The organism is Jeotgalibacillus sp. JSM ZJ347, assembly GCF_044383825.1.
Classification (GTDB): Bacteria; Bacillota; Bacilli; order Bacillales; family Jeotgalibacillaceae; genus Jeotgalibacillus.
Genome location: NZ_JBISEN010000001.1, coordinates 861,997 through 886,938, shown reverse-complemented (window position 1 = coordinate 886,938; position 24,942 = coordinate 861,997). Strand labels below are relative to the sequence as shown.

The window sequence follows — 24,942 nt, the reverse complement described above, 5'->3', positions numbered from 1 at the left end:
ATGGCACACGAATCAACTTCAGCTAACCCTAAAGTCAATTATGAATACCGCCGCAGAAAAGCACGCGATGAAATGCGCGGACAGGTAACATCTTTTGCGATGATGATCTTCATGACGTTTATCGCTTTTATCATCGTCATTGCAGACTTTGATAAGTTTTATGCTTTTCCTGTATTGCTTGTATTAGCAGCAGGACAGGTTGTATTACAGCTTTATTATTTCATGCACATGAGCCATAAGGGTCACGGAACAGCAGCGCTTTTCCTTTACTCTGGTGCACTGATTGCATTTGTTACTGTTCTGACGTTCCTGACGATCGTCTGGTGGTAAAATGATGAAGGCCGGCATATGCCGGTCTTTTTCTATGTCTATCGTTCATGAACTTGTCATCTCGGCGCATTGAAGTAAAGGGTCTGGAGCTTTATAATAAAAGAGATGAGACAGGAATATTCAGAAAGGAAGGTGCCTGATGTCGATTAGCATATTCGGATTCCAGGCTCTGTGGAGTCCTTACTTTTTTATCAGCCTGACCGTGTTAACCGTGCTCTTCTTTTTAGCAGCAACGAAATGGAGACATAAATTTCATGATTCAAGGCCGATTACCCGCAAAGAAACGGCTTTAGTACTTACAGCTGTCGTGATCATTTACATCATTAAGGGATCACCTTTAGATGTATGGGGACACATTCTGTTTTCCGTACATATGATTCAAATGGGTATATTTTATTTATTAATTCCGCCTTTATTAATTGCGGGTGTACCAAATTATATGTGGAACACTCTTTTAAATCTACCGGTTATTAAACCGATTTTCAGCTTCTTTACGAAACCATTAATTGCACTGATTTTATTTAATGGCGCATTTTCTTTTTACCATATACCATTAATATTCGATACAATTAAGGTGGATATGCTGCTTCACTCAGTCGTTACAGGTACCATCTTTGTTTTCTCGTTCTTAATGTGGTGGCCGCTTGTTAACACATTAGAAGGAGAATATAAGTTGAGTGGAGTAAAAAAGATCGGTTATATTTTTGCTGATGGCATCTTGCTTACACCGGCTTGTGCATTAATTATTTTTGCGAATAATCCGATGTATGATACCTTCTTCAATGGCGGGGCATGGCTTGAGGCAATGGCGTTATGTGTACCGGCTGCTACGCTTCAAAGTCTAAGTGGACTCGGAATAACCGGTCCTGAACTGTTTACTAATTTGCAGCCGCTTGAGGATCAGCAGGTAGGCGGCGTCATTATGAAAATCATTCAGGAAATTATCTATGGGGTCATTCTCGCCCAGGTATTCTTTGAATGGTATAGAAAAGAAAGATCTGAAGAGGATGCATTAAATGCTTCATTATATGCGGCAAGAGAACCAAAAACTTTATCATGATGATATAGAAAGAGGATAAAGAACATGACATTACCCTTATTACCAACATTAAGTACTTTTTTCATCGTATTAAGTGCAGTACTGGTCGCTATAGGATGGGCACTGGTTAGAAAGAGTAAAATTGAAGCACATAAGAAAACAATGTTTGCTGCAGCAATTGCTGCTTTAACGTTCTTCATTATTTATATGAGCAGAACAATCTTTGCAGGCAATACGGCATTTGGCGGCCCTGATGACATGAAGATTTATTACACACTATTCCTGATTTTTCATATCATTCTTGCCACAACCGGTGCAGTATTTGGACTCGTTACTATCTGGCTTGGATACAAAAACAGAATTAAAAAACACCGTAAAATCGGACCTGTTACATCAGTTATCTGGTTTGCAACTGCAATTACGGGTGTAATGGTATATCTGCTTTTATACGTGTTGTATGAAGGCGGAGAAACGACTTCTGTTATAAAAGCCATTCTTGGAACATAAAAAATATGATAAGAAAAAGCGCGCCGAAAAATGGCGCGCTTTTTCTTATCATATACATGATGGAAAGTATCTAGAATTTAAAGTCCATTTTAATGATACCGGCTTCCTTAGCGGAGTTAAAGATAATCAGGATTAACGGACCAATGATAAAGCCGAGAATGCCGAATAATTTTAACCCGATAAACATAGCGATCAGCGTTGCAAGAGGTGAAAGACCAATATGTGTACCCATTACTTTCGGTTCCACCGTTCTTCTGATAATCAGGAGGACAGCTGCGAGTATAGCAAGCTGCGTACCTTGTTCAATATCACCTGTGATCAGCTGGAAAATAGCCCACGGTGCTAAAACGACAATTGATCCAATGATCGGAATCAAATCAATCAGCCAGATGATAATTGCCATCACAAGCGCAACTTCCGGTGCAATGATATACAGTCCGATCAGTGAACCAGCTAATATTAATAAACTGACGAGAAACTGCGCTTTTGCAAATCCCCATATAACTTTTGATAGTCTCGCAGTCATAAACCGCACTTTTTCAGCAGTCTGATCTTTGAGGTGTTTATAAATATTTTTCCGGATTGCCGGGAGATCAAGCATGATCAGGAACAATGCAATCAGATATACAAGAAAGCTGACGAGGTAGTCAGGAATATTTGTAATCATTCCCGTAACACTTTCAGCATTGATAGAATTGGTGATGCTCGTTCTGAAATCGTTGATAAAGTTATTAATCTCTGCACTCGTCTGAGACATTACCTGCTGAGGTACCTGAGCAAATGTAATTGCCATATCAGTTTCAACAGATTCCCACCAGACTGCAAGCTCATTCACATAGTCAGGCGTCCTCTCAACAAATTGGATGGCTTGTCCGATTATTTTAGTTACAGCTATGTACAGGAGAAAACCGATTGTGCCAAGAAATAATATAAACACTGTACCAACAGAAAGTTTCCTGTTGAATTTCGTCCTGTTTTCAATCAGCTTTACAAGCGGATCTAATATAAGTGCTGTAATGAGAGCGGCAATCAAAGGGACTGAAACGGGTAAGATGAAGTAAATCAGCAATAATGAAACGAGTACGACGAATGTCGTGATTACATTTTTTTTAGTAAATAACTTGTTCAATGCCGGTCCCCTTTCAAAATTCTATTGTACTTATAGAGGATATTCAGACGCTTTTCAGCGTAAATTATGGCTATATATAAAATAAAGAGCCATTATAGCATGGCTCCTGACCATTATATAGCGATCTTAGACAGATCTTCATAAATGGCAACTAAGATTTTTTCGCAAGTCTGTACAAGGTGCTCAGGGAACTCTTCGCCTTCACCATATTCAACACCATGAGGGTAGTAGTGCTTGCCTAATAGCGGTGTAAGAAGCTTGACATCAGCATCGCTCGCACCAATATCACCTTTTTCAGTGTATCCGAAAATACGGAGGTAAAAAGTACCTTCACGGATTTCAAATTTTCTGTCGTATGTAACACGTTCCCAGTCCCATTGACCGGCACGAACCATACCATGTTCATTCATAACATCTTCTAATGGATCAAATTCGATTAATAGAGATTCTAATCCAGTATTTTCAAATCGCATTTGAAAATCTCCTCCTGTAAACCAGTTTTAATAATAAGTCGTCTCATGCTTAATAATAGTCGAAACAGTAACAAGTTGCAATTAAGTCATTCATAATTTCTGAGTTTTTTTGTGGCAAAAAGATGACACTTAGGATAGACTCTACTGCTATTATTATAGCCTGGTTCTATGTATAATAAAGATAATAGACAAAAAGGAGGGACATGAATGAAAGCAATGATCAGAATAGGCGTAGTCATATTAGTCATATTCCTCATTGGCTTTTATAATGGTCCCTCTTTTCAGGAAAACGAAGAGCTTGAAAATGAACCATTTAATGTAGATTCCAATGAAAATGCTGACATTCCTTCATCTGAAAGTCTGACCAGACCTAAATCCGGTGTATCAGTATATATCGGTAAAACTGCTGATCAGATGGTTGAAGCATATGGTGAACCGGAGAGAATGGACCCTGGCAGAAACGGGGTGACGTGGTATATCTATATGGTTGAAAACGGATATATGCAGGCGGCGGTAAAGAATAATGAAGTAAAAGCATTATTTGTAATGGGGAATGCGTATGACAGTACGCCATACTTCACAGGTCAATCAGTTCAGGATATCTATCAATTCACCATGATTAACAGTGAGATTATCGTGGAGGATGACGGCAGGGTCTACCAGCTTGATTTGAGCGAGCAGGATCTTCATACAAGGCTGCTTGTCCAGTTTGAAGATATTTACGCACAATTAATGATAGACTCAGTATCAAATCAGCTGCTGGGCGTATATTATCTAGATAAAGAAACACTGCTTGATCAACAGCCTTATGAAGGCTCAGTAGAAGGCGGACCGCTTGCTGATCAGAACCAGATGGTATTGGATGAGGTTAATGAGGCGAATGAACGTCAGATGTTTGATATCGTTAATTTTATCAGATCATCAATGGGGTTAAATGAATTAATCTGGGATAATGAGCTTGCTGAAGCAGCGAAAGAATTAAGTAAGTCGCGCGAGCTGATGTCTTCAGAATCAGCAGAAGAGCCACCCGGTTTATCTGACAGACTTGACACGTTGAATCGAACGTATCAATCAGCAGGTGAAAATACTGCTTCACAGTATTTTCTGACTCCGGCTGTTGTTCACGGGTGGCTCAATTCAGAAGACCACCGTGAAACAATGCTGAATGATACGTTTACACATACCGGTTCAGGTGTATACGGAAGCTATTTCACACAGGACTTCGTTCAGTACGACCAGGATGAAGAAGAAGAGAGCTACTCTATACAAAATGAACAATAAAAGGCTGCGTGATCGCAGCCTTTTTTTATTTTCTCTCTATCATAAAAAAAGAACCTGTTGCATGAGCAGCTCTTTTCCCATCAGATGTCTCCACCCATCCCTCGATCACCATACTTTTACTGCCCTGATGAATGACTTTCGCATATGCGTGAATAGAGCCTTCCTGAATAGGCGCAGTATAGTGTAGATTAAGCTGACTGGTGACAGCTGCTTTATGTGGCTGGACAATTTTATTTGCCAGTGTACCCATTGCTGTATCAATCGCAGTAGCAGTAATTCCGCCGTGCATAATACCTAATGAATTATATACAATGGGCGAGATAGGCATTGTCAGTTTGAGCACCTCGCCATCAAATTCGTGTTCCATCGCATACATCGCACTGACATAAGAGGTGCTTTTTCCCTGCCTCTTGGATTCAAATCCTCTCAATACCTGCTCAATAATATTCTTCTCATCATCGTTTAACTTGTCTATCTGCAATTGGTCGATTGTATTCATCATGTGCCCCCTTTAACCATTCAACTCATTTTACCATAAAATATAAAATAGAAATAAAGAGGAGGGGTCCGATGTCTACACACACCAACCGTTTAGATGAGTTTAAGCTGTATGTGAAAAAACACCCTGAACTTGTGAAAAAGGTCAGACGGGAAGAAACCACGTGGCAAAAATTATATGAAGAGTGGATTTTATTTGAAAAAGACGATAAAGGTTCTGCAATCGAATTCGATCAGCTTTTCTCGGCGATGAAGAATAAAATACAGCATTTTGATCCATCACAGATTGAAGAGTATTCAAAGCGTCTTCAGTCTGGACTTGATTTTTTTCAGGAGATGCTGAACCATTTTAATGGGCAGAGTGATCAGGAAGATGATATTTTAATGAAACAATGGAAGCAATAAGGGGATTAAATTGACGTATTTCATGTTATGATAAATGTGGAGGTGCGAATATGTTAGCGACAATGGAAAGAATCCAGCTGCTTGATGCATCAGATGAATTGTCTGAAGCCATCCTGCATTCAGAAACATTAGAAAATTATTATGAGAAGTACCGCACATTAAAATCGTCCAGCACGTCTATGAATAAAATATATAAGTTCAATGCTTTAAAGGAATTATATGAAGAAGTACAGCGTTTTGGCAGATATCACCCTGATTACAGCAGAGTAATGAAGGAGATACGCGAGACAAAAAGAGACATGGATATGGATCCGAATGTTGCGCAGTTCAGAGTGGCAGAAAACGAATTACAGCAATTACTTGATGAAGTAAGTTCGCTGATCGGTCATGCAGTATCTGAAAATGTAAAAATTCCTACAGGTAATCCATTTTTTGATTCCCAATCAGGCTGCAGCGGTGGTTGCGGCTCAGGCGGGGGCTGCTCGTGCTCAGCTTAATATCTGTAATGAAAAACTGACGGAATGCGATGAGCATTCCGTCAGTTTTTTAATCGTTTTTAACAAGCTGCATTGCAATGTCAGGACGGTCTGTAATAATTCCGTCAGCACCCAGTCTCAACAGGCGGTCCATTGTTTCCACATCATTTACAGTCCAGTATTCAACATGGATATTCAGTGAAGTTAAAAACTCAATAAATCCTTTTGAATCGAGCGGGATTGATTTATGTTTTGTTGGAATCTGAATCGCGTCAGTATTCGGGTGATAAAGATGTCCGAATCCACTGCGGTATAATGAGAATGCTTTTCTTGCTTCATTTTCACCGGCACCAATCGCAACGCGGTCCTGAGAGTAGAGAGAGAAGCGGTCAATCTGCTCATCATAAAAGCTGGTGACAAGAACTCTGTCCTCTACGCCAAGCTTTTCAATCAGACGCCAAAGTTTTGAAGGCATCAGGCTTCCTTCATAAGTATCAGGATCTTCTTTCATGTCGATATTAAACAGCATGTCCGGGAACGCTTCAAGCGCTTCCTTCAGGCTCAGCACCTGTTCACCTTTGTCTCTGTAAGTCTGTTCACCCTGCAGGTCTCTGAAATGATAGCCAAGATCAAATTCTTTCAGTTCTGAGAGCGTATAGTCCGCTACTCTGCCGGCACCATTCGTCGTACGGTCAATGAACTGGTCGTGGAAGATGACAAGCTCTTCATCTTTTGTCATACGGATATCAATTTCAAATCCATTTACCCCGAGTTCAGCAGCCTGTTTGAAAGCTGCGCGTGAACTTTCAGGTGCTAGGGCCGCTCCGCCTCTATGAGCAAATACGCGTGGTTTTTCACCTTCAAAAAACTTTTTCGTTGATCTTTTAGCTGGTTTTGATGTCATTTTCGTTCCTGCCCAGATCGCTGCACCAGAAGCAGCAAGCGCGAGCCCGATATTCATCTTCTTTCCCATTTCAAATCCTCCCTTATACAAATATTTCACATTTTAATGTTAGCACGCAGCACAGTTGTTCACAAACATAAGCTCATCTGAAGCGGATACAATCACTGCAAAGGTTTCCGCAACAGAACATTTTTTCCTGAGGAACGTAAAAGCGGTGGCGGTAAACCCAGTGTTCATGATCAGCCCGTACATAGATTGTTTCAGCATTCAGCCTTTTTCCTCTCATCGCACGGACAGCACACCTCTTTATTTTCTGTTCAACTTCCTGACGGTCAGCCTTCATTGCATGCAAATACAAAAAAGGAATACCTGCTGATTTTTTCCAATCAGCCTTCACTATGCCTGGTTCTTCATCTAATAATGAAATAAACCGATCCCAAATATCATTGATATCCATATAAGCGCTTCCTTTCGTTGCCGGAAAGGCATCCTGTATGCTACAATTTTGTGTAAGAAAAACGAGTGAGGTAATGACTATGCTGACAGAGCGTCAAGGATTAATCGTATGGCTGCACAGCTTAAAGCACGCTAAAACGCTCAGGCGCTTTGGGAACGTGCATTACGTATCAAGAAAAATGAAGTATGTATTATTATACTGTAATCAGAGTGAAATTGAAAAATTAACAGAAAAACTCTCGAATTACTCTTATGTAAAAAAAGTTGACGTATCACTCAGACCTTTTATTAAAACAGAATATGAGAATGCAAGACCGGATAAAGCAAAAGAGTATGATTACAAAATGGGTCTTTGACAATTTAAAAAGGCGGGCATATGCTCCGCCTTTTTGTGTCTTAAAATGATGATGAAAGTGGTGCAATATACCGGTTCATTCTCAAAATCCCGATCAAATGCTGGAAATAAAGCTCCTTTTCCCCGAAAATAACCGAAGGCTGTACATCGAGATGCACGACAGGGATACCTGAATTTTCAGCTGCGCTCTCAATCAGCTTCAGACGCTCAGAAGGCTTTTCAAGATCCGGAATGCCTTCAGTGGATATATAGATTGCCTGGAAATTCCCGATTTCAGTCTTGTTCATAATCAGTGCAGGAGAGACCACCTTTTTGCCATTCAGTTCTGTATGGAATACAGCCAGTCTCATCGCACGTTCTTTATTATATTTGATTAAATCGAGCAATTCATACACATCTGCATAACCTTCACCTAGTTCAATAAAACGTTGAATCATTATTTCACCTGCTTAAAAAATTTTATAAACTTTCCATCCTTAATGTACCACAGGTTTCAATTAAATGCTTTCTGTTAAAGAATATAAAAAGGGGTGATCACGATGCATATCGTAGTAATCGTCATTGTACTTTTATTGATCATCATTTATTTTCTTCCAGGCAGTAAAAACGAAACAGAAATAAAAGACGAAAGCTGGCTTGTAGCAGCCATTGTCACAGCGTTAGTCGCTTATGGCTTCATTGAACTCGCAAGAGAAGAAGAGATGAAAGAAATGTCTCTGCAGGAACTCAAAGACACATTAGCAGAAAACGATGAACTGCCTGACCTTGATGAGATCGTTCATGAAATGGGAGCAGGAGACTTCACCGCTGATCTGCCTGATTCGGGGTAATATATTACATCTAATTTTTAGAATTAAATATCCATATATAGTGTAGCGGAGCGTAGGGCGGCGACTCCAGTGGGAGTATACGGACAGGTGAGAACCCGTAAGGCGAAGCATGAGCGGTAAAGATTGGACCACAAAACGGTCCTCCCCACGGAAAGCGTCCGCCCGAAGCGAACGGAACGATTGTCGAGCCTGAGACTTACAAATGTCTCAGGCTCTTTTTTGAAAAAATACAGTATCACATGGCGGTTCCCGGTCAATTATGGTAGCATAGGTACGAAAAGTGTGACACTTTATCAATTATTGACAAATTGTAACGAGAGATTGTGGTGAGAAAATGAGAATTATATCCGGAGATAAAAGAGGCATTCAACTACAGGCTGTCCCCGGCACGAATACAAGACCAACCACTGATAAAGTGAAAGAAGCCATTTTCAATATGATCGGTCCATACTTTGAAGGAGGCAACGGACTTGATCTGTTTGCCGGAAGTGGGAACCTTGGTCTTGAAGCGCTGAGCAGAGGCCTTGATCATATGATATTTGTGGATAAAGACCGCAAAGCTTTTCAGACAGTGAAAGATAATATAAATAAATGTGCGTATGAAGCTCATTCAGAAGTATACCGCAACGAGGCAGAGAGAGCTTTGAAAGCGGTTGCGAAAAGAGGGCTTCAATTTGAATGCATCTTTTTAGATCCGCCTTATAAAAATAAACACCTGGATACCTACCTTGCTTTTATTGATGAGCACGAGATGCTGTCAGAGGCAGGAGTGGTGATGTGTGAGCATGATGCAAATACAGAAGCGCCTGATCGAACCGGCAGCCTTGTCAGAATAAAATACGAACTGTATGGTACGACTGGTATTTCTATTTACAAAAGAGAGGAAGAAACTCATGAAGCGTAAAGCAGTATGTCCTGGGAGCTTTGACCCGATTACACTTGGACATTTAGATATTATTTCACGCGGTGCCAAAAATTTTGATGAACTGCATATCGTTGTATTAAATAATTCATCAAAAAAACCGGCGTTTTCAGTGGAAGAGAGAATGGAATTAATCAGATCAGTCACAAAGGACATTCCGAATATTAAGGTGGATTCCTATCAGGGGTTACTGGTGGATTACGCAAAGGAAGTGGGAGCTAATGTGATTATCCGCGGGTTACGCGCAGTATCTGACTTTGAATATGAAATGCAGATTACTTCAATGAACAGAGTCTTACATAATGACCTTGAGACATTTTTTATCATGACAAATAACCAGTATTCGTTCTTGAGTTCAAGTATTGTAAAAGAAGTCGCGCGCTACGGAGGGGATATCTCAGAGCTTGTCCCTGTAGAAGTGGAAGAGGCGCTGAAACAAAAATATATGGTGAAATAATGAAAGTCCCGGCTAATACCGGGACTTTTGTATATACCGGAGATGTAACAGGATCATCGAGCAGAACAGTAGAACAGACACTGTTATGAATTGATAAACATTTATGCCGCTATTGATCTGTCCCATCACGTCTTCTGCGGGTAAAGTGCTTTCAGGAAGCGGAATGAATAAAGAGTAAATCAGAAAAATGACAGGTGAAAGAACCATATGAAACAGCCTGGACAATAAATAAGGCTTGTATGAAATGGGAAGCTGATGAATAAACGTAATGACCTGCATATGTATGCACAACCCGCTGAATGAAACCATTGCAAGTACAATTAAAGCTGCTTCCGCACCTGAAAATCTGACAGCTGCATCGACCCCATTAGAAAGCTCAAGTATACCTGATGTGATGAGCTGGATTTTTTCCGCATATTGGTCACTCGCAATAGAAGTCAGGAGCTGCTTGACTAATTGAATACATACGGAAAAAAATACGATTAATCCACCGATGCTCATCAGCTGTTTTAATGAAACGGTGACTGATTCTCTAAAGAGTGATAAATAATCCACCCTCTGGTCAGCTGCAGGATTTCTTTTCAAGGAGGGTCCTTTAATCAGTCTGCCTGCTGCTATTCCAATCAGTATGTTGCCACATAGATGGCATAAAAACATTATGATGCCTAAAGAAGGCCGGTTCATCAGTCCGCCGGCAACAGCGCCAATTAAAAACATCGGACTTGCCCCGTTTGTATAGCAAATCAGTCGCTGGGCATCGGGTATGCTGATTTTATGATTTTTAAGTAAATCAGCGGTCATTTTTGCCCCGATTGGAAACCCTGATAATGAACCTGCAATGAATACGAGCGCTCCCTGGCCTGAAACATTAAATACCGGTCTCATCAGATGACCGAAAAAGCCGGCAAACTGATTTACCCATGAAATCGAGGGGAGTATAGCAGTTAATACAAAAAACGGGAAAAGAGACGGGAAAATAATTTCTGCAAATAACTTCATGCCGTTAAGTGAGGCATCAATCGTTTGGTCTGGATAATAGAGCATAAATATAAAAAATATCAAAAACGTCAGTGAAACGATATGCTCTTTGTATTTCATTGAATCGGCTCCATTGCATTGTGATTAGTTCTTTTTAAACATCAGCAGTGCTAAAATTAACTGTAAGAGCATTGTATGACATTTCAGGCTTGTTAGAACTGATGGTTAGGGGGAAGGCGTATGAATCCTAAAATAGGGCTTGCGCTTGGTTCGGGCGGATCAAGAGGATTTGCTCATCTTGGTGTGTTAAAAGTAATGGAACGTGAAAAAATAAAAATAGATTACATATCAGGCAGCAGCATGGGCTCATTAGTCGGTGCTTTATATAGTGCCGGGCACAGTCTGGCTGATATGGAAAGGCTTGCAGTAACATTCAGGAGTAAATACTTCATGGATTTAACAGTACCAAAAATGGGGTTTATATCAGGTGATAAATTCAGGCAGTTCGTCAAATTGTTTACTCATCATAAAAATATTGAAGACTTGAATATTCCGCTCTCAATCATTGCAACCGATCTGATCAAAGCAGAAAAAGTCGTATTTACAACAGGACCAATAGATCGTGCAGTCCGGGCAAGCACGGCTATACCTGGGATATTTGTTCCTGAAAAAATAGACGGTAAGCTGCTCGTGGACGGCGGTGTCATTGACAGGGTTCCTGCGTCTGTTGCAAAGAATATGGGGGCCGATATTGTCATTGGGGTAGATGTTGCACAGGTCAAGAAGAATGCTGAAATCACAACAATCTATGATGTGATTATTCAAAGCATTGATATCCTGCAGACTGAAATTGTCAATTTGAAAATGAGTGGAGCGGACGTATTGATCTCACCTCAGGTAGAACAATTCAGCAGCAAATCTTTTCAACACGCCAAAGAAATTATTCAGCTTGGAGAAGAAGCTGCTGAAGCAGCTTTGCCTGACATATTAGAAGAAATTGAACGCTGGAAGGAGCTGCACAAACATGAATAAAAAAATGATGCTGACATTGACAATCATCATGCTGGTTTCAGTGTTTTTAAGCTTTTATACATTACCTTATTATATTCAAAAACCAGGAAATGCTTTTGCACTTGATGATATTGTGAAAGTGACTGATGGTACAGAAAGTGAAGGGGACTTTTCACTAATGACCGTGTCCCAGGTTGAGGCAAATGTATTTGCTTATGCATGGGCGTATTTTAGTGATTTTCAGGAAATCTATGAAGTAGAAGAAGTCAGAAACCCGCATGAAAGTGAAGATGAATATTCTGTCAGACAGCTTTATTTAATGGATAATTCAGCAGCACAGGCAATTGAAGTTGCATTCAGGGAAGCAGGTGCTGAGTTTGAATATCAGTATAACGGTATTTATATATTAAATGTATTTCCTGGCATGCCGGCGGAAGGTGTATTAAGAGCTGGTGACAGAATTAAGCAGGTGGATGATATTCCATTGGAGTCATCTGAACAGTTTATTGACTATATTTCTGAAAAAGAAGCAGGGGATACAGTTACCCTTTTCTATGACAGAGATGAAGAAGAGAGAACAGGCGATATTACACTTGAAACATTTCCTGAAAACGATAATCAGGTAGGCATGGGAATCTCGCTTGCAGATGATATTGAACTTGAGACAGACCCTGAAGTGGAAATTGATTCAGGCGGGATTGGCGGACCATCAGCCGGTTTAATGTACGCACTTGAAATCTATGATCAGCTTGTAGAAGAAGATCTGACTGCAGGTAAAATGGTAGCTGGTACAGGTACCATTTCTGCTGAAGGAGCTGTAGGCAGAATCGGCGGCATCGAGCAGAAGGTCGTGGCAGCAGACCGTCAGGGGATCGAAATCTTTTTTGCACCTGATGATGAGCTGCCGAAAGAAGCATTAGAAGGAAATCCTGCCCTTCAAACGAATTATGAAGCGGCTGTACAGACTGCAGAAAGTATAGGAACTGATATGGAGATTGTTCCAGTCAAAAAGTTTGAGGACGCGCTGGAATATTTAAATTCATTATGAAAAGTGAGGCTGTGATTAATCTCAGCCTCATTTTTTCATGATCACAGGGGACACTTTAAAATCTCTTGTGATCATTTCTTTTCGCTTATGGGGGTCTGAAAATCCGAAAGCATATGCTTTGCCAGCCCGGATATCAATTGAACAGAGTTCATGGTGCTGCTGGTTCAGATTGCTGATCAGAGGCAGTGGGAACTCTTTTTTGTGCGTATTTAAATATTCTCTTCCTTTAGCTGTCATTCCCAGCATTCTCAGGTATTCGGGAGAGTGATGCTTGTGAATGTCCTCTTTTGTTGTTTTCGTGATCAGATGAGTGAGGATGCGTTGAATTCTGGTCCATGTGTACCTTTTTGTTTTTACTTTGTGCATGAATTCATGGAAGGTCAGGCTTGTTAATGCAGCCTCGATCAATCTGTATTCAATTCCTTCCTCCACTTCATAATACATTTGAAGTGATGAAGGAGAAGAAGTGGCCAGCATGTGCTGAAGGTAAGACCAGTAGCAATCCCAGTTCATCAGCTGACCATTTTCTGATCTATATTTTTCCATGACTTCATAAGATGATTGTGGAACATGCTGCGAAATTTCCTGCATTCCTTCTTCAAAAATTTTTTTCCTGATTGAAGTAGCGCTCGATATAAACGATTCATGCAGTGACTCATCATGATAGTCTGAGGATTTCCTTTGAATCGTATAAGGCTGCATCTGGGAATGTTTTTCAACTGCAGTTATGTACTGATAACCGAGCATGTTATTTGGCTGGGATAAATCCAGACCGGACGAATGCTCAAAAAGAATACCGTAACTATCAGCAGCAGCTGCCGGGTAGCTTTTGCCAAGCTTCATCTGATTACAGATCGTTCGCTGCAATTCGTCATAATGAGCCTGTTCGAGCTTTAGCTGACTGATAAAAGGGTCAATTTGACCATTCTCACTTCCAAAACAAATTGAGCTGCACCCGGCAGCATCCAGCAGTTTTACAGCACCTTCAGCAAATATAGAAGCGTGTTGAACTGCAAAGTGATAAGGCAATTCAAAAACAATATCCACACCTGATCGGAGTGCCATCTCTGCACGTTCCTTTTTTGGCAGCAGCGCAGGTTCACCCCGTTGAAGAAAATTGCCGCTCATAACAGCAATCACAACATCACTTTGTGTAATCGTACGTGACTGTTCTGCATGGAGGAGGTGTCCATTATGAAAAGGGTTATACTCGACAACAACGCCACAAGCTTTCATACCCTTCACTCCTTTCATAAAAATCCTGTGCTTAAATGAACTATCCCTTTTTATTTTAACGTATTTACGTTATAATAGGGTGTAGTTTCGACCGGACACAGCAACCGGTCTTTTATTGTGCAGCCTAAAGCTCAAATACTTTCAGGTCAGTACTTTTGGTTGTAAAGAAAAAATCTTGACATTCCTTTATACAGGGAATATAATCTACTTTGTGCCTTGAGGTGATGACAGATGAAATGGTCAATCATTCAGCTGCAGAAATATCGCAATGAAGACTTCAAGATCGATGAAACGGTAGAAATGAACGAACTGACAGAACAGCACCGTGATATCAGACAGGTTGCACCTGTACGTGTCACTGGACGTGGTGATATCAGTTCTTCAAGAATCACGTTTCACCTTCATATTGAAACAACACTGACTCTGCCATGTGCAAGAACACTTGTAGATGTAGAGTACCCGGTTTCTCTTGATACCGTGGAAACTTTTATTTTAAATTCGTCTTATATAGATGAAGAACTAAATGAAGAAGTACATGAGCCGGATGGTGAGGTCATTAACTTACGCCCGGTGATCGAAGAGATTCTGGTGCTTCAGGTGCCACTTCAGGTCTTTAGCGATAAAGCACTTGAAGATGAAGGCATGGACAGCGGAAACGGCTGGGAAGTGTTATCAGAAGAGGAACTTGAAGAAGCAAGAATTGAAGAGCAGCAGGAAGAACCTGCAGCAGATCCGAGACTTGCTGATCTTGCGAAATTTTTCGACGAAAAAAAATAACCGTAAAAACTGGACCTCTGGTTCATTTTACAATCACTCTCTTTAAGGAGGTGGGAAACATGGCAGTACCATTTAGAAGAACATCGAAAACCGCTAAAAGAAAGCGTCGTACGCATTTCAAGCTATCTGTACCAGGTATGGTAGAGTGCTCAAACTGTGGAGAAATGAAGCTTTCTCACCGCGTGTGTAAAGCGTGCGGAACTTATAAAGGCAAAGAAGTAGTAGGCAAATAATGCCCTCTGCTAAAAAACCTGCAACAGGGACCATGGCCCTTTGCAGGTTTTTTTGTGTATTCATTCCGCTTTTCATTCAGCTTCTCAAAGTCTCATGATACAATTAATGACAGGATGGGAAAAAGGAGACTTTGATATATGGGGTATGATCTGCATCAGAAAAATAATATATTAGTATTTACAATCGCGAGACCTGAACGGAGAAATGCCATCAGCTATGAAGTGATGGATGGGCTCGATCAGGCCGTGACACAGGCTGAAAATGATGAAAGCATCAAAATTTTTATGATAACCGGAGAAGGGTCTCAAGCCTTTTGTGCAGGGGGAGACCTTCAAGAGTTTCATAGTCTTAAAACCCAGGTGGAGTCTTACAGCATGCTCTCTAAAATGGGTGCGATTCTTTACCGGCTTGCCACACTTGATAAAGTAACAGTTGCTTTTATAAATGGAACAGCTGTTGGGGGCGGATGTGAAATTGCTGCAGCCTGCGATTACAGATTTGCACGTCCTGACGTTAAAATGGGCTTCGTTCAGGGAAACCTGGCGATTACAACAGGCTGGGGCGGCGGTACGTTGTTATATGAAAGACTGCCGGCAAATCAGGCATTTCGTCTATTAACTGAAGCAAAAATTCTACCGGCCCAAACGTTGAGTGAAATTGGTTTCATTGACCAGATCGTACAGGCTGATTCGGCAGATGAATTAATCGACTTATTTGGACCAGTTATTAAAAAAACAGGACCTGTTGTTTCTGCATATAAAAAAATGCTTACAAGAAAATGGATCGCCAGTGACCTGAAAGAGCGGATGGAAAGTGAAATGTACGAATGCTCAGTTTTATGGGAAACTGAAGAACATCATGAGGCTGTAAACAGGTTTATCAATAAGTAGAATGAGATATTGCATACTGATTTTTAAAAAATAGACATAAAAAATACGATAATCGTATTTTTTATGTCTATTTTTTTATTTTCAAGCATAAGATATCAATAGATTCAGAAAATACAGGTTAAAAGTTTATCGTTAGGGGGAATCAGAATGAAATTAAGACAGGACGGCTGGACGTCACGCGAAGATCAGTTATTGAAGGAAAAAGTACTCGGTCACATTGAACAGGGCAGCACGCAGCTGAATGCATTTGAAGAAGTAGCACTCGAATTAAACAGAACGCCTGCAGCCTGCGGATTTCGCTGGAATTCATCACTCAGAAAAGAATGCCAGAAACAGATTTCCGAAGCAAAACGTGTGAGATACGCTAAAAGAAGAGAAGAAGAGAAAAAGGCTGTGGAAAAGAGCAGTGACTGGAATGCCGAGCAGCTTATACAGAAAATGAACCAGTGGATCAGCAGGCTTGAAAATAGTCAGCCGGCTGAAGATTTAGCATTGAAAGCAGAAGAAGCGGAAAAAGAGCGTGAGCGGCTCGAAAAAGATAATCAGTTTCTCAAAGAGCAAATTACAGAATTAAAAGAAGACTATCATGCACTATTATATTTAATTGAAAAAGCCAGAAAGCTTGGAACAGATGATCATGACGCGTCATCAAGTGTATTCAAGATGGAACCAAACGGCAACCTTTTCAGAATGGATAAAAAGGCAGTAAACGAATCTTCTGATCAGTATTAATCGTTAGTTTACGTAGATAGTGTTTTATGTACAAAGTAAGATTGGATTTATTTATTATTAATTTCACACAGTTACAATGAAAGCTAGAAAAAAACAATCTACTTTGTAAAATAGAGTTTAAATAGAAATCTTAGTGCAGCGAAGCGTAAGGCGGTGACTCCAGCAGGAGAAGCCGGACAGGTGAGACCCCGCAAGGCGAAGACTGAGGAGGCTCACCGCCGGCCCTGCGGAAAGCATCCGCCTGAAGCGTAGCAAAACGGTTAAAGGCTGAGACAATATGCCCCAGCCTTTTAAATATATATCACTTAATTACTCATGAACCTGCTCAGTAACACCCTCCGGATACCACACCATCGGGTTTTCCCCAAGATCTCTCTCAAGATCATACGTTACACGCTCAAAGCCCATCTTCTCCCAGAAATCTGTTGAATTCACTCTCGGATTCGTTTTGATTGGCAGTCCAAAGCTTTTAGCATACTCTACCATCGCTGAACCGTAGCCTTTTTTCTGATAGCCCGGAAGTACTTCAACCTTCCACAGCTCCAGATAGTTTTGAGGTGGCTCAAAATACTGGTCAAATCTTGCATCCCGCTTATAAAGATTCATACGTGCGACAAGCTTATTCCCCAGATAAATTCCATAGAAAGGTGAATCGCTGTCATTTTCAACCATATTCGTTTCGAGTTCTTCTTTCATTGACAGCTCCTGTACGCCAACTTCCCGAAACTTATTAAACTCTTCAAGAGTTTTGTAATTGATTTTTAAATTCTCTACTTTAATTGACATTCCGTACACTCCCTGTTTAGTTTCTGACGATTAGATGTAACCGCTTAACACGGTTTATAGCTATATTATAACGCAACAGGTCAAAAAATTCTGCACATTTACTTAGAAAGCGTTTACAATAGAAGGTGGGATGGAAATTTTTTTTACTGAAAGGGGATTTTTGTGAAGAAGATACTCATTGCGAATCGTGGGGAAATCGCCCTGCGGATCATTAAAACCTGCAAAAAAATGAATATTAAAACAGTAGCAGTATATTCTGAAGCAGATCAGGAGCTGCCATATGTGAAAGAAGCGGATGCTGCAAAGCTGATTGGTCCGCCTCCGGTAGCCCAGTCATACTTACATATTGACCGATTGCTTGAGATTGCTTCTGAAGAAAGCGTTGATGCGATTCACCCAGGATATGGCCTTCTCTCAGAAAACGCGGAATTTGCAGAGCGTGTTGAGGAAAAAGGTTTGATTTTCATTGGACCTTCTTCATCAGTCATGCGGAAAATGGGAGATAAAATTGAAGCCAGAAAAACAATGATGGAAGCAGGCGTTCCAGTTGTTCCCGGGTATGAAAGTGAAGATATGACACTTGAAGAGGCATTCCGGGAAGCACAGAAGATTGGGTACCCGGTCATGCTGAAGGCAAGCAGCGGCGGCGGTGGAGTCGGTATGGTGTTATGTGAAGATGAGCAAGCGCTCAATCAGCACTTTGAACCAACGATTAAACGTTCTCAGGCTTATTTTGGTTCCGGGAAATTATTTATTGAAAAATATATACCAAACGCGCGTCATATTGAAGTTCAGATATTTGGAAATGCACAAGGCGAAGTATTTCACTTGTTTGAACGTAATTGCTCCATTCAGCGCAGAAATCAAAAAGTGATCGAAGAGTCTCCATCTCCGTCTCTAACCGGTCCGGCGAAAGATAAGTTATATCATCTTGCCGTCCAGGCGGCCGAAGCAGTAGGGTATAAAAATGCCGGAACAATTGAGTGCATCATGGATATTGATGAAAATCCGTATTTTCTTGAAATGAATACGAGGCTGCAGGTGGAACATCCTGTGACTGAAGAGGTAACAGGCTTTGATCTGGTTGAATGGCAGATTAAAACAGCTTTTAATGAAGCGCTGCCGGTTAAGAGTCAGGAAGACATCCAATCCTCGGGACATTCAATTGAATTTAGAATTTACGCTGAAGACCCTAAGACCTTTTATCCTTCACCGGGTACACTTAAGGAGGTCAAATTTCCGGAGGGCGATGGTATAAGGGTTGATATCGGTTATGAAGAACAGAATAAAGTGACACCATACTATGATCCGATGATTGCGAAATTTATTGTTACAGCAGATTCAAGGCAGTCCTGTATACAGGCAGCGAGACAGGCTTTTGATAAAGTGACAATCGAAGGTGTAAAAACGAACATTTCGCTCCATAAGCTGGTGCTGGATTCAGCTGAATTTATGGATGGAAAATACCACACACAAACACTAATGAAAATAAAAGGAGAATGATTGACATGACACAAATCACATCAACAATGGCAGGAACAGTTTTACAGGTATTGGTGAATACAGGCGATGAGATTGAAAGCGGACAGGCAGTGATGATGCTTGAATCAATGAAAATGGAAATCCCTGTTGAAGCGGAGACTGCAGGTAAAGTAAGTGATGTAAAAGTAAATGCAGGGGATTTCGTTAACGAAGGAGATACACTTCTGATTCTTGAATAAAAAATGTTAGAAGGGGAGATCTGAATATGCAATCTGAAACAATGCAGAGCAGGCTGAAAGAAGCCCGTGAAGAAATAAAAAAAGGCGGAAAGCCCAAATATCATGAAAAGCTGAAAGAGCAGGGCAAAATGTTTGCCCGTACAAGAATTGATCTGCTTATCGATGAAGGTTCTTTTAAAGAAGATGCGATGTTTGCGAATTTTAATGCAGGCGACCTGCCGGCTGACGGTGTTGTCACAGGTACAGGAATGATTGATGGCAGACCGGTATGTGTTATGGCAAATGACTCTACGATTAAAGCAGGTTCATGGGGTTCAAGAACAGTGGAGAAAATTATCCGTATCCAGGAAACGGCTGAAATGCTCCGGGTACCGATGCTTTATTTAGTCGATTCTGCTGGCGCACGCATCACTGACCAGCTTGAGATGTTTCCAAACCGACGTGGTGCGGGGAGAATTTTTCATAACCAGGTAAGACTGTCCGGTTTCATTCCTCAGATTTGTCTGCTGTTTGGACCTTCAGCTGCAGGTGGTGCATATATTCCTGCTTTTTGTGACATTGTGATTATGGTTGAAGGGAATGCATCTATGTATCTCGGTTCACCAAGAATGGCTGAAAAGGTGATCGGTGAAAAAGTGACACTTGAGGAAATGGGCGGTGCGAGAATGCACTGTTCAGTCAGCGGGTGCGGAGATGTATTGGCAAAAGATGAAGAGGAAGCGATTCGTCATGCCATTAAATATTTGAGTTTTTTCCCTTTAAACTTTGAGGGAGATATACCAGTTGAAGAGCCAAGACCTGCTGCGAGCAGTGAGTCTTTATCAGGATTAATTCCACAAAATCAGAATGCGCCGTTTAATATGTATGATGCAATTAATACATTAATCGATCAGGACAGCTTTTTTGAAATGAAAAAACTGTTCGCTCCTGAATTGATCACAGGGTTTGCACGTATTGACGGAAAGCCTGTTGGTATTATTGCGAATCAGCCAAAAGCAAAAGGCGGCGTTTTATTTGTAGACTCTGCTGATAAAGGTGCTAAATTTATTCAGCTCTGTGACGCATTTAATATTCCGCTTCTGTTTCTTGCTGATGTACCGGGCTTTATGATCGGGACAAAGGTGGAGCGTGCGGGAATTATCCGTCACGGTGCCAAACTGATTTCAGCTATGAGCTCTGCAACTGTTCCTAAAATCTCAGTTGTTGTCAGAAAGGCATATGGAGCGGGGCTTTATGCGATGGCTGGTCCGGCATTTGAACCGGATTGCTGCATTGCGCTTCCTTCCGCTCAAATTGCTGTAATGGGACCTGAAGCAGCCGTGAATGCTGTATACTCCAACAAGATTCAGGAGATTGAAGATCCTAAAGAAAAGCTTGCATTTGTACAGGAAAAGCATAAAGAATATCAGGAAGAAATTGATCTTTACAGACTGGCATCTGAATTGATCATCGATGATATCGTTGAGCCTGATGAACTGCGTAATGTACTGATCAGCAGGTTTAACTATTACGCTTCAAAGCATATTCCCATGCCACCGAAGAAACATCCGGTTTATCCGGTGTAACTGTCAGCCGCCAGAATTTATTCTGGCGGTTTTTTCTGAAAATTAATGCGTTTTCACCCGGTACATTTTGATAAACTAGTTAAAAAGGGGTGATCACGATACATATTCATATTATAGGTGCAGGTTCAATAGGCCTTCTTTTCGCTCACCACCTCAGCGGGTGCGGTCATTCTATACATATTAGTACGAGAACAGCAGAACAGGCGGATGAACTGAACCAGCATGGTGTGATCAATGAAACTGTCAAAACAGTATTCGCTACAGTATTAACTGATACCCGGTTTGAAAAAGCAGATGCGGTTTTAGTTGCTGTAAAACAATATCATCTGGAGGCAATCACAGCTAAACTCAATGAGATCCCTCAAGATGTACCATTAATCTTTCTACAAAACGGCATGTCACACCTGGAACAATTATCACAGCTGTCTCATCAGCACATGTTTGTCAGCACAGTTGAACACGGGGCTAAAAAGCTGAATGCCTGTACTGTTCAGCACAATGGTGTCGGGTGGTGGCGGATTGCATGCTTTAAAGGTGACCGCAGGAATATAAGTGATATTATCTCGTGTGACCAGCCGGGCTTTCCAATTGCTTTTGAAGACGATTATCTGAGCCTGTTAACCATTAAGTTAATCAAAAATCTCATGATTAACCCCTTAACAGCGATGTTCAATGTGAAAAATGGTGCCCTTGCAGAAAATCAGTATTTCAGGGAAATGATGAGCGCGCTGTACAGTGAACTCACTTTAATATTTCCCGATGAAATTAATCAATGTCCATTTGAAGACATTCTGAGCCTGTGTAAAAGGACATCAGAAAATGAATCTTCCATGCTGTCTGATATAAAAGCGGGCCGTAAAACAGAGGTTGAGTCAATGACCGGTTATGCAATGAGAATTGCTGAACAAAAAAACGTAACACCTTTTATCCTGCCATTTTTACAGCAGGGGATTCTGGCTATTCAGATTGAAAGGGGTAAAAACTAGTGGAGGCTGCCGCAATATTACTCAGCATACTTTTGTATGCACCATATATCATCTATCTGCTCGTATTTATTGCTGTGAAGAAGCTGTCTTCGAGACACAGGGTAGCAGTTACAACCGGCATTAATGCAACGAACCCTTTTTTAATCGGCTCTGTTTATTTTCTGGTTCTCTATATATGGGGCCTTTCAGTTTTCTGGATGATTTGCCTGTTAATTGCATCCATCGGTATTCTATCTGCTTTTTACATAAGGAGTAAGAAAGACGATTTTACGTTTGCGCACATTTTAAAAAGCACTTGGAGGCTGTCATTTTTGATCTTCCTGATTCTGCATGTTTCATTAGTCATAACCGGTACTGCACTTGCGATCTATCATTCTGTGATCTGACGAGCAATATTCTTTCGGCTTTCGAAAATCAGATGGTATACTGATTGTGGACTAATGCGGATTAAAGGAGTTTTTAACGATGCTCGTAAAACAATTGGACCTTCCGGCTATTCAGCCTTTTGCGTCAGCATATATAAAAGAATCAGATCATGCGATGAAACATTTTCACTATTCTTATGATGGAAGCTTTACGAAGAGGCTATCTGAACTTGATCAGAGAACGTTTTTGCGTAAAGAACTCTCAGCCTGTATAGAAAACTTTATGCAAGGTATACCTTCATCTGAAGAGACAGAACGATCACTTTCTGCATTAAAAGAAGATGCAGTTGCAGTGGTTGGAGGTCAGCAGGCAGGATTATTAACAGGACCGCTTTATTCAATACATAAAGTCATTTCCATTATCAAGCTTGCCAAACAGCAGACATCTGAGCTTGGCAGAAAAGTCATCCCTATTTTCTGGATTGCAGGCGAGGATCACGATTTCCTGGAGATTAATCATATCTACACTGAGTCTGACGGAAAGTTGAAAAAGAAAGGCTATCCTGAAAGAGTTCTCACTAAAAAAATGGCGTCAGATATTCAATATGATCCTGCTGAAATGAAACGCTGGATTGATGATATTTTGGCAGAATTCGGAGAAACAAATTACACTGCAGACTTGAGAGGGAAGCTGTATCAGGCAGCTGATGATAATGCAAACATCACTCGAATGTTTGCATGGCTGGTCATGGACCTTTTCAAGGAATCAGGCTTACTGGTCCTAGATGCAGCTGATCCTGATTTAAGAAGACTTGAGTCAACATTTTTTAAGCAGCTGATTGAACAGCATGCAGAGATTAATCAGGTTGTATTAGCCAAGCAGGAAGAGCTTAAAAATGATGGATTTAAGCCGATGATTGAACTTGAAAACGATGCAGCGAATTTATTTATTCGAAAAGACGAAGAAAGGCAGCTTCTTTTCTATAAAGATGAAGCTTTCTACGACAAAGCCGGTCGTACGTATTCAATGAATGATTTACTGAATGAAGCTGAACATCACCCGGAGAATTTAAGCAACAATGTTGTAACGCGTCCATTGATGCAGGAATGGCTTATTCCAACACTTGCTTTTATTGGAGGACCGGGGGAAATTGCTTACTGGGCCGAATTGAAAACCGCTTTTGAGAAAACCGGCTTTCATATGCCGCCGGTTGTACCGAGATTAACCTACTCAATTGTTGAGCGGAATATAGAGCAGGATGCAAAAGAACTGAACCTCTCTATCAACCATGTAATTGCTAAAGGTGTTGAAAGTGAAAGAACTTCATTCTGGGAATCGGTAAAAGACCAGTCCCTCAAAGCAGTAATTGATGAAACGGAAAAGAAGCTCAACAGTCAGTATGAGCAGATTAAACAGCTATCTGACAAATATGATCCAAACTTTAATCAGATCGTTGAAAAGAATCTCAACTTCCACTTAAAGCAGCTTTCATATTTACAAATGAAGTCAGATGATGCACTGCAGCAGAAGCATCAACATGTCTTGAAGAAATATGACCGGATTGAAAATGCACTCAGACCCTCAGGCGGGCCGCAGGAAAGAATCTGGAACATTTATTATTATATAAATCGCTATGGCGAGTCCTTTATACAGGACCTGCTGAAGGCAGAAGTTGAATTTAATCACAAACACAATGTTGTATACGTGTGATCTATTTGAAGAATAGAAGATCTGAGTTTTTTAATAGACCAACAATATTTCAATCATAAATTGAGTGCAGCGGAGCGTAGGGCGGTGACTCCGGGACGATAAGTGGGAAGCTGAGACCCCGCAAGACGAAGCCTGAGGAGGCTCAGCAACCACCGTCCGGAAAGCATCCGCCCGAAGCGCAGCGGAACGATTAAAGGATGAGACACTATGTTTCATCCTTTTTATTATGGTAAAAAACTTTAATCACAAAATTCTAATATATTTTTAGAAAATTCATTCATTTTGAACTTTTTATTATTACAGTTGTGTTAGAATATGAGAAACGAGTGGTACAAAGTGGGGGACTGTGGTACATTTATTTTGAGAGGTGGGAAGCCGGATGTTCATGGGGGAGTATCAGCACTCAATCGATACAAAAGGGAGAATCATTGTCCCTGCAAAATACCGTGAACATGTAAAAGATCTTTTTGTCATTACAAGAGGTCTTGACCAGTGTTTATTTGGTTATCCTATGGATGAATGGCGGCGCCTTGAAGAAAAAGTTCGATCACTTCCTGTTACAAAGAAAGATGCCAGAGCGTTTGCAAGGTTTTTCTTCTCAGGTGCAGTTGAATGTGAAATTGACAAACAGGGAAGAATCAATCTCCCGAAAAACTTAATTGACTATGCAAAAATTGAAAAAGAATGCATGATCATTGGTGTATCATCAAGAATTGAAATCTGGGATAAAGCAGTGTGGAACGATTATCTTACTGAATCAGAAGAGTCATTCGCAGAAATAGCAGAAAACCTGATTGATTTCGACTTATAGATAGAATTTAAAGTGTTGAGGTGTCAAAA

32 protein-coding genes are annotated in these 24,942 nt (G+C 40.8%); 23 read left to right on the top strand and 9 right to left on the bottom strand.

Annotated elements, in window-relative coordinates; translation table 11 throughout:
• From ctaF to ACH6CZ_RS04580, 3 genes are all read left to right on the top strand, one after another.
• Entirely contained in the window at positions 1 to 330 is a 330-nt protein-coding gene (gene ctaF, locus ACH6CZ_RS04590) for a cytochrome c oxidase subunit IVB (protein WP_374096231.1), read from the top strand.
• Positions 331 to 469: 139 nt separating this feature from the next.
• Entirely contained in the window at positions 470 to 1,390 is a 921-nt protein-coding gene (ctaG, locus tag ACH6CZ_RS04585; protein ID WP_374096230.1) for a cytochrome c oxidase assembly factor CtaG, read from the top strand.
• A gap of 24 nt (positions 1,391 to 1,414) precedes the next feature.
• On the top strand, positions 1,415 to 1,876 hold the full coding sequence (locus ACH6CZ_RS04580; protein WP_374096229.1) for a DUF420 domain-containing protein: 462 nt from the start codon (positions 1,415 to 1,417) through the stop codon (positions 1,874 to 1,876).
• A 70-nt stretch (positions 1,877 to 1,946) separates the two neighbouring features.
• Here the strand turns inward: ACH6CZ_RS04580 and ytvI are convergent, their stop codons facing one another.
• Positions 1,947 to 3,005: a sporulation integral membrane protein YtvI gene (gene ytvI / locus ACH6CZ_RS04575; protein ID WP_374096228.1), complete on the bottom strand. Its 1,059-nt coding sequence runs from the start codon at positions 3,003 to 3,005 to the stop codon at positions 1,947 to 1,949.
• Positions 3,006 to 3,118: 113 nt separating this feature from the next.
• Positions 3,119 to 3,478: a YugN family protein gene (locus tag ACH6CZ_RS04570; protein WP_374096227.1), complete on the bottom strand. Its 360-nt coding sequence runs from the start codon at positions 3,476 to 3,478 to the stop codon at positions 3,119 to 3,121.
• A 207-nt stretch (positions 3,479 to 3,685) separates the two neighbouring features.
• Here ACH6CZ_RS04570 and ACH6CZ_RS04565 point away from each other — a divergent pair, with 207 nt between their 5' ends.
• Positions 3,686 to 4,759: a CAP domain-containing protein gene (locus ACH6CZ_RS04565; RefSeq protein WP_374096226.1), complete on the top strand. Its 1,074-nt coding sequence runs from the start codon at positions 3,686 to 3,688 to the stop codon at positions 4,757 to 4,759.
• Between the two features lie 25 nt (positions 4,760 to 4,784).
• On the opposite strand, the gene ACH6CZ_RS04560 is transcribed toward ACH6CZ_RS04565, so the two are convergent.
• The gene (locus tag ACH6CZ_RS04560) at positions 4,785 to 5,258 is read right to left on the bottom strand and encodes a PaaI family thioesterase (protein WP_374096225.1); all 474 of its coding nucleotides are present in this window, start codon (positions 5,256 to 5,258) and stop codon (positions 4,785 to 4,787) included.
• A 71-nt stretch (positions 5,259 to 5,329) separates the two neighbouring features.
• On the opposite strand from ACH6CZ_RS04560, the gene ylbD reads away from it, so the two are divergent.
• On the top strand, positions 5,330 to 5,662 hold the full coding sequence (gene ylbD / locus ACH6CZ_RS04555; RefSeq protein WP_374096224.1) for a spore coat protein YlbD: 333 nt from the start codon (positions 5,330 to 5,332) through the stop codon (positions 5,660 to 5,662).
• Positions 5,663 to 5,712: 50 nt separating this feature from the next.
• Positions 5,713 to 6,159: a YlbF/YmcA family competence regulator gene (locus ACH6CZ_RS04550; RefSeq protein WP_374096223.1), complete on the top strand. Its 447-nt coding sequence runs from the start codon at positions 5,713 to 5,715 to the stop codon at positions 6,157 to 6,159.
• Positions 6,160 to 6,208: 49 nt separating this feature from the next.
• Here the strand turns inward: ACH6CZ_RS04550 and ACH6CZ_RS04545 are convergent, their stop codons facing one another.
• Both ACH6CZ_RS04545 and ACH6CZ_RS04540 read right to left on the bottom strand, forming a co-directional pair.
• A complete protein-coding gene (locus ACH6CZ_RS04545; protein ID WP_374096222.1) occupies positions 6,209 to 7,111 on the bottom strand; it encodes a glycerophosphodiester phosphodiesterase family protein in 903 nt (300 codons plus the stop codon).
• A 73-nt stretch (positions 7,112 to 7,184) separates the two neighbouring features.
• Entirely contained in the window at positions 7,185 to 7,499 is a 315-nt protein-coding gene (locus ACH6CZ_RS04540; protein WP_374096221.1) for a hypothetical protein, read from the bottom strand.
• Positions 7,500 to 7,578: 79 nt separating this feature from the next.
• Between ACH6CZ_RS04540 and ACH6CZ_RS04535 the strand changes: the two genes are divergently transcribed.
• Positions 7,579 to 7,854, top strand: coding sequence for a YlbG family protein (locus ACH6CZ_RS04535; protein WP_374096220.1), 276 nt, complete (start codon positions 7,579 to 7,581; stop codon positions 7,852 to 7,854).
• Positions 7,855 to 7,894: 40 nt separating this feature from the next.
• Here ACH6CZ_RS04535 and ACH6CZ_RS04530 read toward each other — a convergent pair whose 3' ends face one another.
• Positions 7,895 to 8,290 carry a DUF7147 family protein gene (locus ACH6CZ_RS04530; protein WP_374096219.1) on the bottom strand — a complete coding sequence of 132 codons (396 nt, stop codon included), beginning with the start codon at positions 8,288 to 8,290 and terminating at the stop codon, positions 7,895 to 7,897.
• Positions 8,291 to 8,392: 102 nt separating this feature from the next.
• Here ACH6CZ_RS04530 and ACH6CZ_RS04525 point away from each other — a divergent pair, with 102 nt between their 5' ends.
• The 3 genes from ACH6CZ_RS04525 (at position 8,393) to coaD (ending at position 10,062) form a co-directional block, all read left to right on the top strand.
• A complete protein-coding gene (locus ACH6CZ_RS04525; RefSeq protein WP_374096218.1) occupies positions 8,393 to 8,683 on the top strand; it encodes a hypothetical protein in 291 nt (96 codons plus the stop codon).
• Between the two features lie 334 nt (positions 8,684 to 9,017).
• Positions 9,018 to 9,587, top strand: a complete 570-nt coding sequence (gene rsmD / locus ACH6CZ_RS04520) for a 16S rRNA (guanine(966)-N(2))-methyltransferase RsmD (RefSeq protein ID WP_374096217.1) — start codon at positions 9,018 to 9,020, stop codon at positions 9,585 to 9,587.
• Positions 9,577 to 10,062 carry a pantetheine-phosphate adenylyltransferase gene (coaD, locus tag ACH6CZ_RS04515; protein ID WP_374096216.1) on the top strand — a complete coding sequence of 162 codons (486 nt, stop codon included), beginning with the start codon at positions 9,577 to 9,579 and terminating at the stop codon, positions 10,060 to 10,062. Before rsmD ends, coaD begins: the two co-directional genes overlap by 11 nt.
• Positions 10,063 to 10,074: 12 nt before the next feature.
• Here the strand turns inward: coaD and ACH6CZ_RS04510 are convergent, their stop codons facing one another.
• Positions 10,075 to 11,160, bottom strand: a complete 1,086-nt coding sequence (locus ACH6CZ_RS04510) for a hypothetical protein (protein ID WP_374096215.1) — start codon at positions 11,158 to 11,160, stop codon at positions 10,075 to 10,077.
• Between the two features lie 120 nt (positions 11,161 to 11,280).
• Between ACH6CZ_RS04510 and ACH6CZ_RS04505 the strand changes: the two genes are divergently transcribed.
• Together ACH6CZ_RS04505 and ACH6CZ_RS04500 are read left to right on the top strand one after the other, a co-directional pair.
• Entirely contained in the window at positions 11,281 to 12,072 is a 792-nt protein-coding gene (locus tag ACH6CZ_RS04505) for a patatin-like phospholipase family protein (RefSeq protein ID WP_374096214.1), read from the top strand.
• On the top strand, positions 12,065 to 13,099 hold the full coding sequence (locus ACH6CZ_RS04500) for a SepM family pheromone-processing serine protease (RefSeq protein ID WP_374096213.1): 1,035 nt from the start codon (positions 12,065 to 12,067) through the stop codon (positions 13,097 to 13,099). The genes ACH6CZ_RS04505 and ACH6CZ_RS04500 overlap by 8 nt, the downstream gene beginning before the upstream one ends.
• 27 nt (positions 13,100 to 13,126) lie before the next feature.
• Here the strand turns inward: ACH6CZ_RS04500 and ACH6CZ_RS04495 are convergent, their stop codons facing one another.
• Positions 13,127 to 14,335 carry a nucleotidyltransferase gene (locus tag ACH6CZ_RS04495; protein WP_374096212.1) on the bottom strand — a complete coding sequence of 403 codons (1,209 nt, stop codon included), beginning with the start codon at positions 14,333 to 14,335 and terminating at the stop codon, positions 13,127 to 13,129.
• 231 nt (positions 14,336 to 14,566) lie between these two features.
• Here ACH6CZ_RS04495 and ACH6CZ_RS04490 point away from each other — a divergent pair, with 231 nt between their 5' ends.
• The 4 genes from ACH6CZ_RS04490 to ACH6CZ_RS04475 all read left to right on the top strand — a co-directional run bounded on the left by ACH6CZ_RS04490 (position 14,567) and on the right by ACH6CZ_RS04475 (position 16,968).
• Positions 14,567 to 15,112, top strand: coding sequence for a YceD family protein (locus ACH6CZ_RS04490; RefSeq protein ID WP_374096211.1), 546 nt, complete (start codon positions 14,567 to 14,569; stop codon positions 15,110 to 15,112).
• A gap of 59 nt (positions 15,113 to 15,171) precedes the next feature.
• On the top strand, positions 15,172 to 15,345 hold the full coding sequence (gene rpmF, locus ACH6CZ_RS04485; RefSeq protein ID WP_039808711.1) for a 50S ribosomal protein L32: 174 nt from the start codon (positions 15,172 to 15,174) through the stop codon (positions 15,343 to 15,345).
• A gap of 138 nt (positions 15,346 to 15,483) precedes the next feature.
• Positions 15,484 to 16,236: an enoyl-CoA hydratase/isomerase family protein gene (locus tag ACH6CZ_RS04480; protein ID WP_374096210.1), complete on the top strand. Its 753-nt coding sequence runs from the start codon at positions 15,484 to 15,486 to the stop codon at positions 16,234 to 16,236.
• 147 nt (positions 16,237 to 16,383) lie between these two features.
• On the top strand, positions 16,384 to 16,968 hold the full coding sequence (locus ACH6CZ_RS04475) for an RsfA family transcriptional regulator (protein ID WP_374096209.1): 585 nt from the start codon (positions 16,384 to 16,386) through the stop codon (positions 16,966 to 16,968).
• A gap of 309 nt (positions 16,969 to 17,277) precedes the next feature.
• On the opposite strand, the gene ACH6CZ_RS04470 is transcribed toward ACH6CZ_RS04475, so the two are convergent.
• Complete coding sequence (locus ACH6CZ_RS04470; protein WP_374096208.1) at positions 17,278 to 17,754, bottom strand: N-acetyltransferase; 477 nt, start codon at positions 17,752 to 17,754, stop codon at positions 17,278 to 17,280.
• Positions 17,755 to 17,916: 162 nt separating this feature from the next.
• On the opposite strand from ACH6CZ_RS04470, the gene ACH6CZ_RS04465 reads away from it, so the two are divergent.
• The 7 genes from ACH6CZ_RS04465 (at position 17,917) to mraZ (ending at position 24,913) form a co-directional block, all read left to right on the top strand.
• The gene (locus ACH6CZ_RS04465; protein WP_374096207.1) at positions 17,917 to 19,257 is read left to right on the top strand and encodes an acetyl-CoA carboxylase biotin carboxylase subunit; all 1,341 of its coding nucleotides are present in this window, start codon (positions 17,917 to 17,919) and stop codon (positions 19,255 to 19,257) included.
• Positions 19,258 to 19,262: 5 nt separating this feature from the next.
• Positions 19,263 to 19,475, top strand: a complete 213-nt coding sequence (locus ACH6CZ_RS04460; RefSeq protein WP_374096206.1) for an acetyl-CoA carboxylase biotin carboxyl carrier protein subunit — start codon at positions 19,263 to 19,265, stop codon at positions 19,473 to 19,475.
• A gap of 26 nt (positions 19,476 to 19,501) precedes the next feature.
• A complete protein-coding gene (locus ACH6CZ_RS04455; protein WP_374096205.1) occupies positions 19,502 to 21,040 on the top strand; it encodes an acyl-CoA carboxylase subunit beta in 1,539 nt (512 codons plus the stop codon).
• 89 nt (positions 21,041 to 21,129) lie between these two features.
• On the top strand, positions 21,130 to 22,026 hold the full coding sequence (locus ACH6CZ_RS04450; protein WP_374096204.1) for a ketopantoate reductase family protein: 897 nt from the start codon (positions 21,130 to 21,132) through the stop codon (positions 22,024 to 22,026).
• The gene (locus ACH6CZ_RS04445; RefSeq protein ID WP_374096203.1) at positions 22,026 to 22,412 is read left to right on the top strand and encodes a DUF3397 family protein; all 387 of its coding nucleotides are present in this window, start codon (positions 22,026 to 22,028) and stop codon (positions 22,410 to 22,412) included. Before ACH6CZ_RS04450 ends, ACH6CZ_RS04445 begins: the two co-directional genes overlap by 1 nt.
• A gap of 79 nt (positions 22,413 to 22,491) precedes the next feature.
• On the top strand, positions 22,492 to 24,102 hold the full coding sequence (bshC, locus tag ACH6CZ_RS04440; protein WP_374096202.1) for a bacillithiol biosynthesis cysteine-adding enzyme BshC: 1,611 nt from the start codon (positions 22,492 to 22,494) through the stop codon (positions 24,100 to 24,102).
• Between the two features lie 379 nt (positions 24,103 to 24,481).
• Positions 24,482 to 24,913: a division/cell wall cluster transcriptional repressor MraZ gene (mraZ, locus tag ACH6CZ_RS04435; protein WP_322420581.1), complete on the top strand. Its 432-nt coding sequence runs from the start codon at positions 24,482 to 24,484 to the stop codon at positions 24,911 to 24,913.
• Positions 24,914 to 24,942 lie beyond the last annotated feature (29 nt).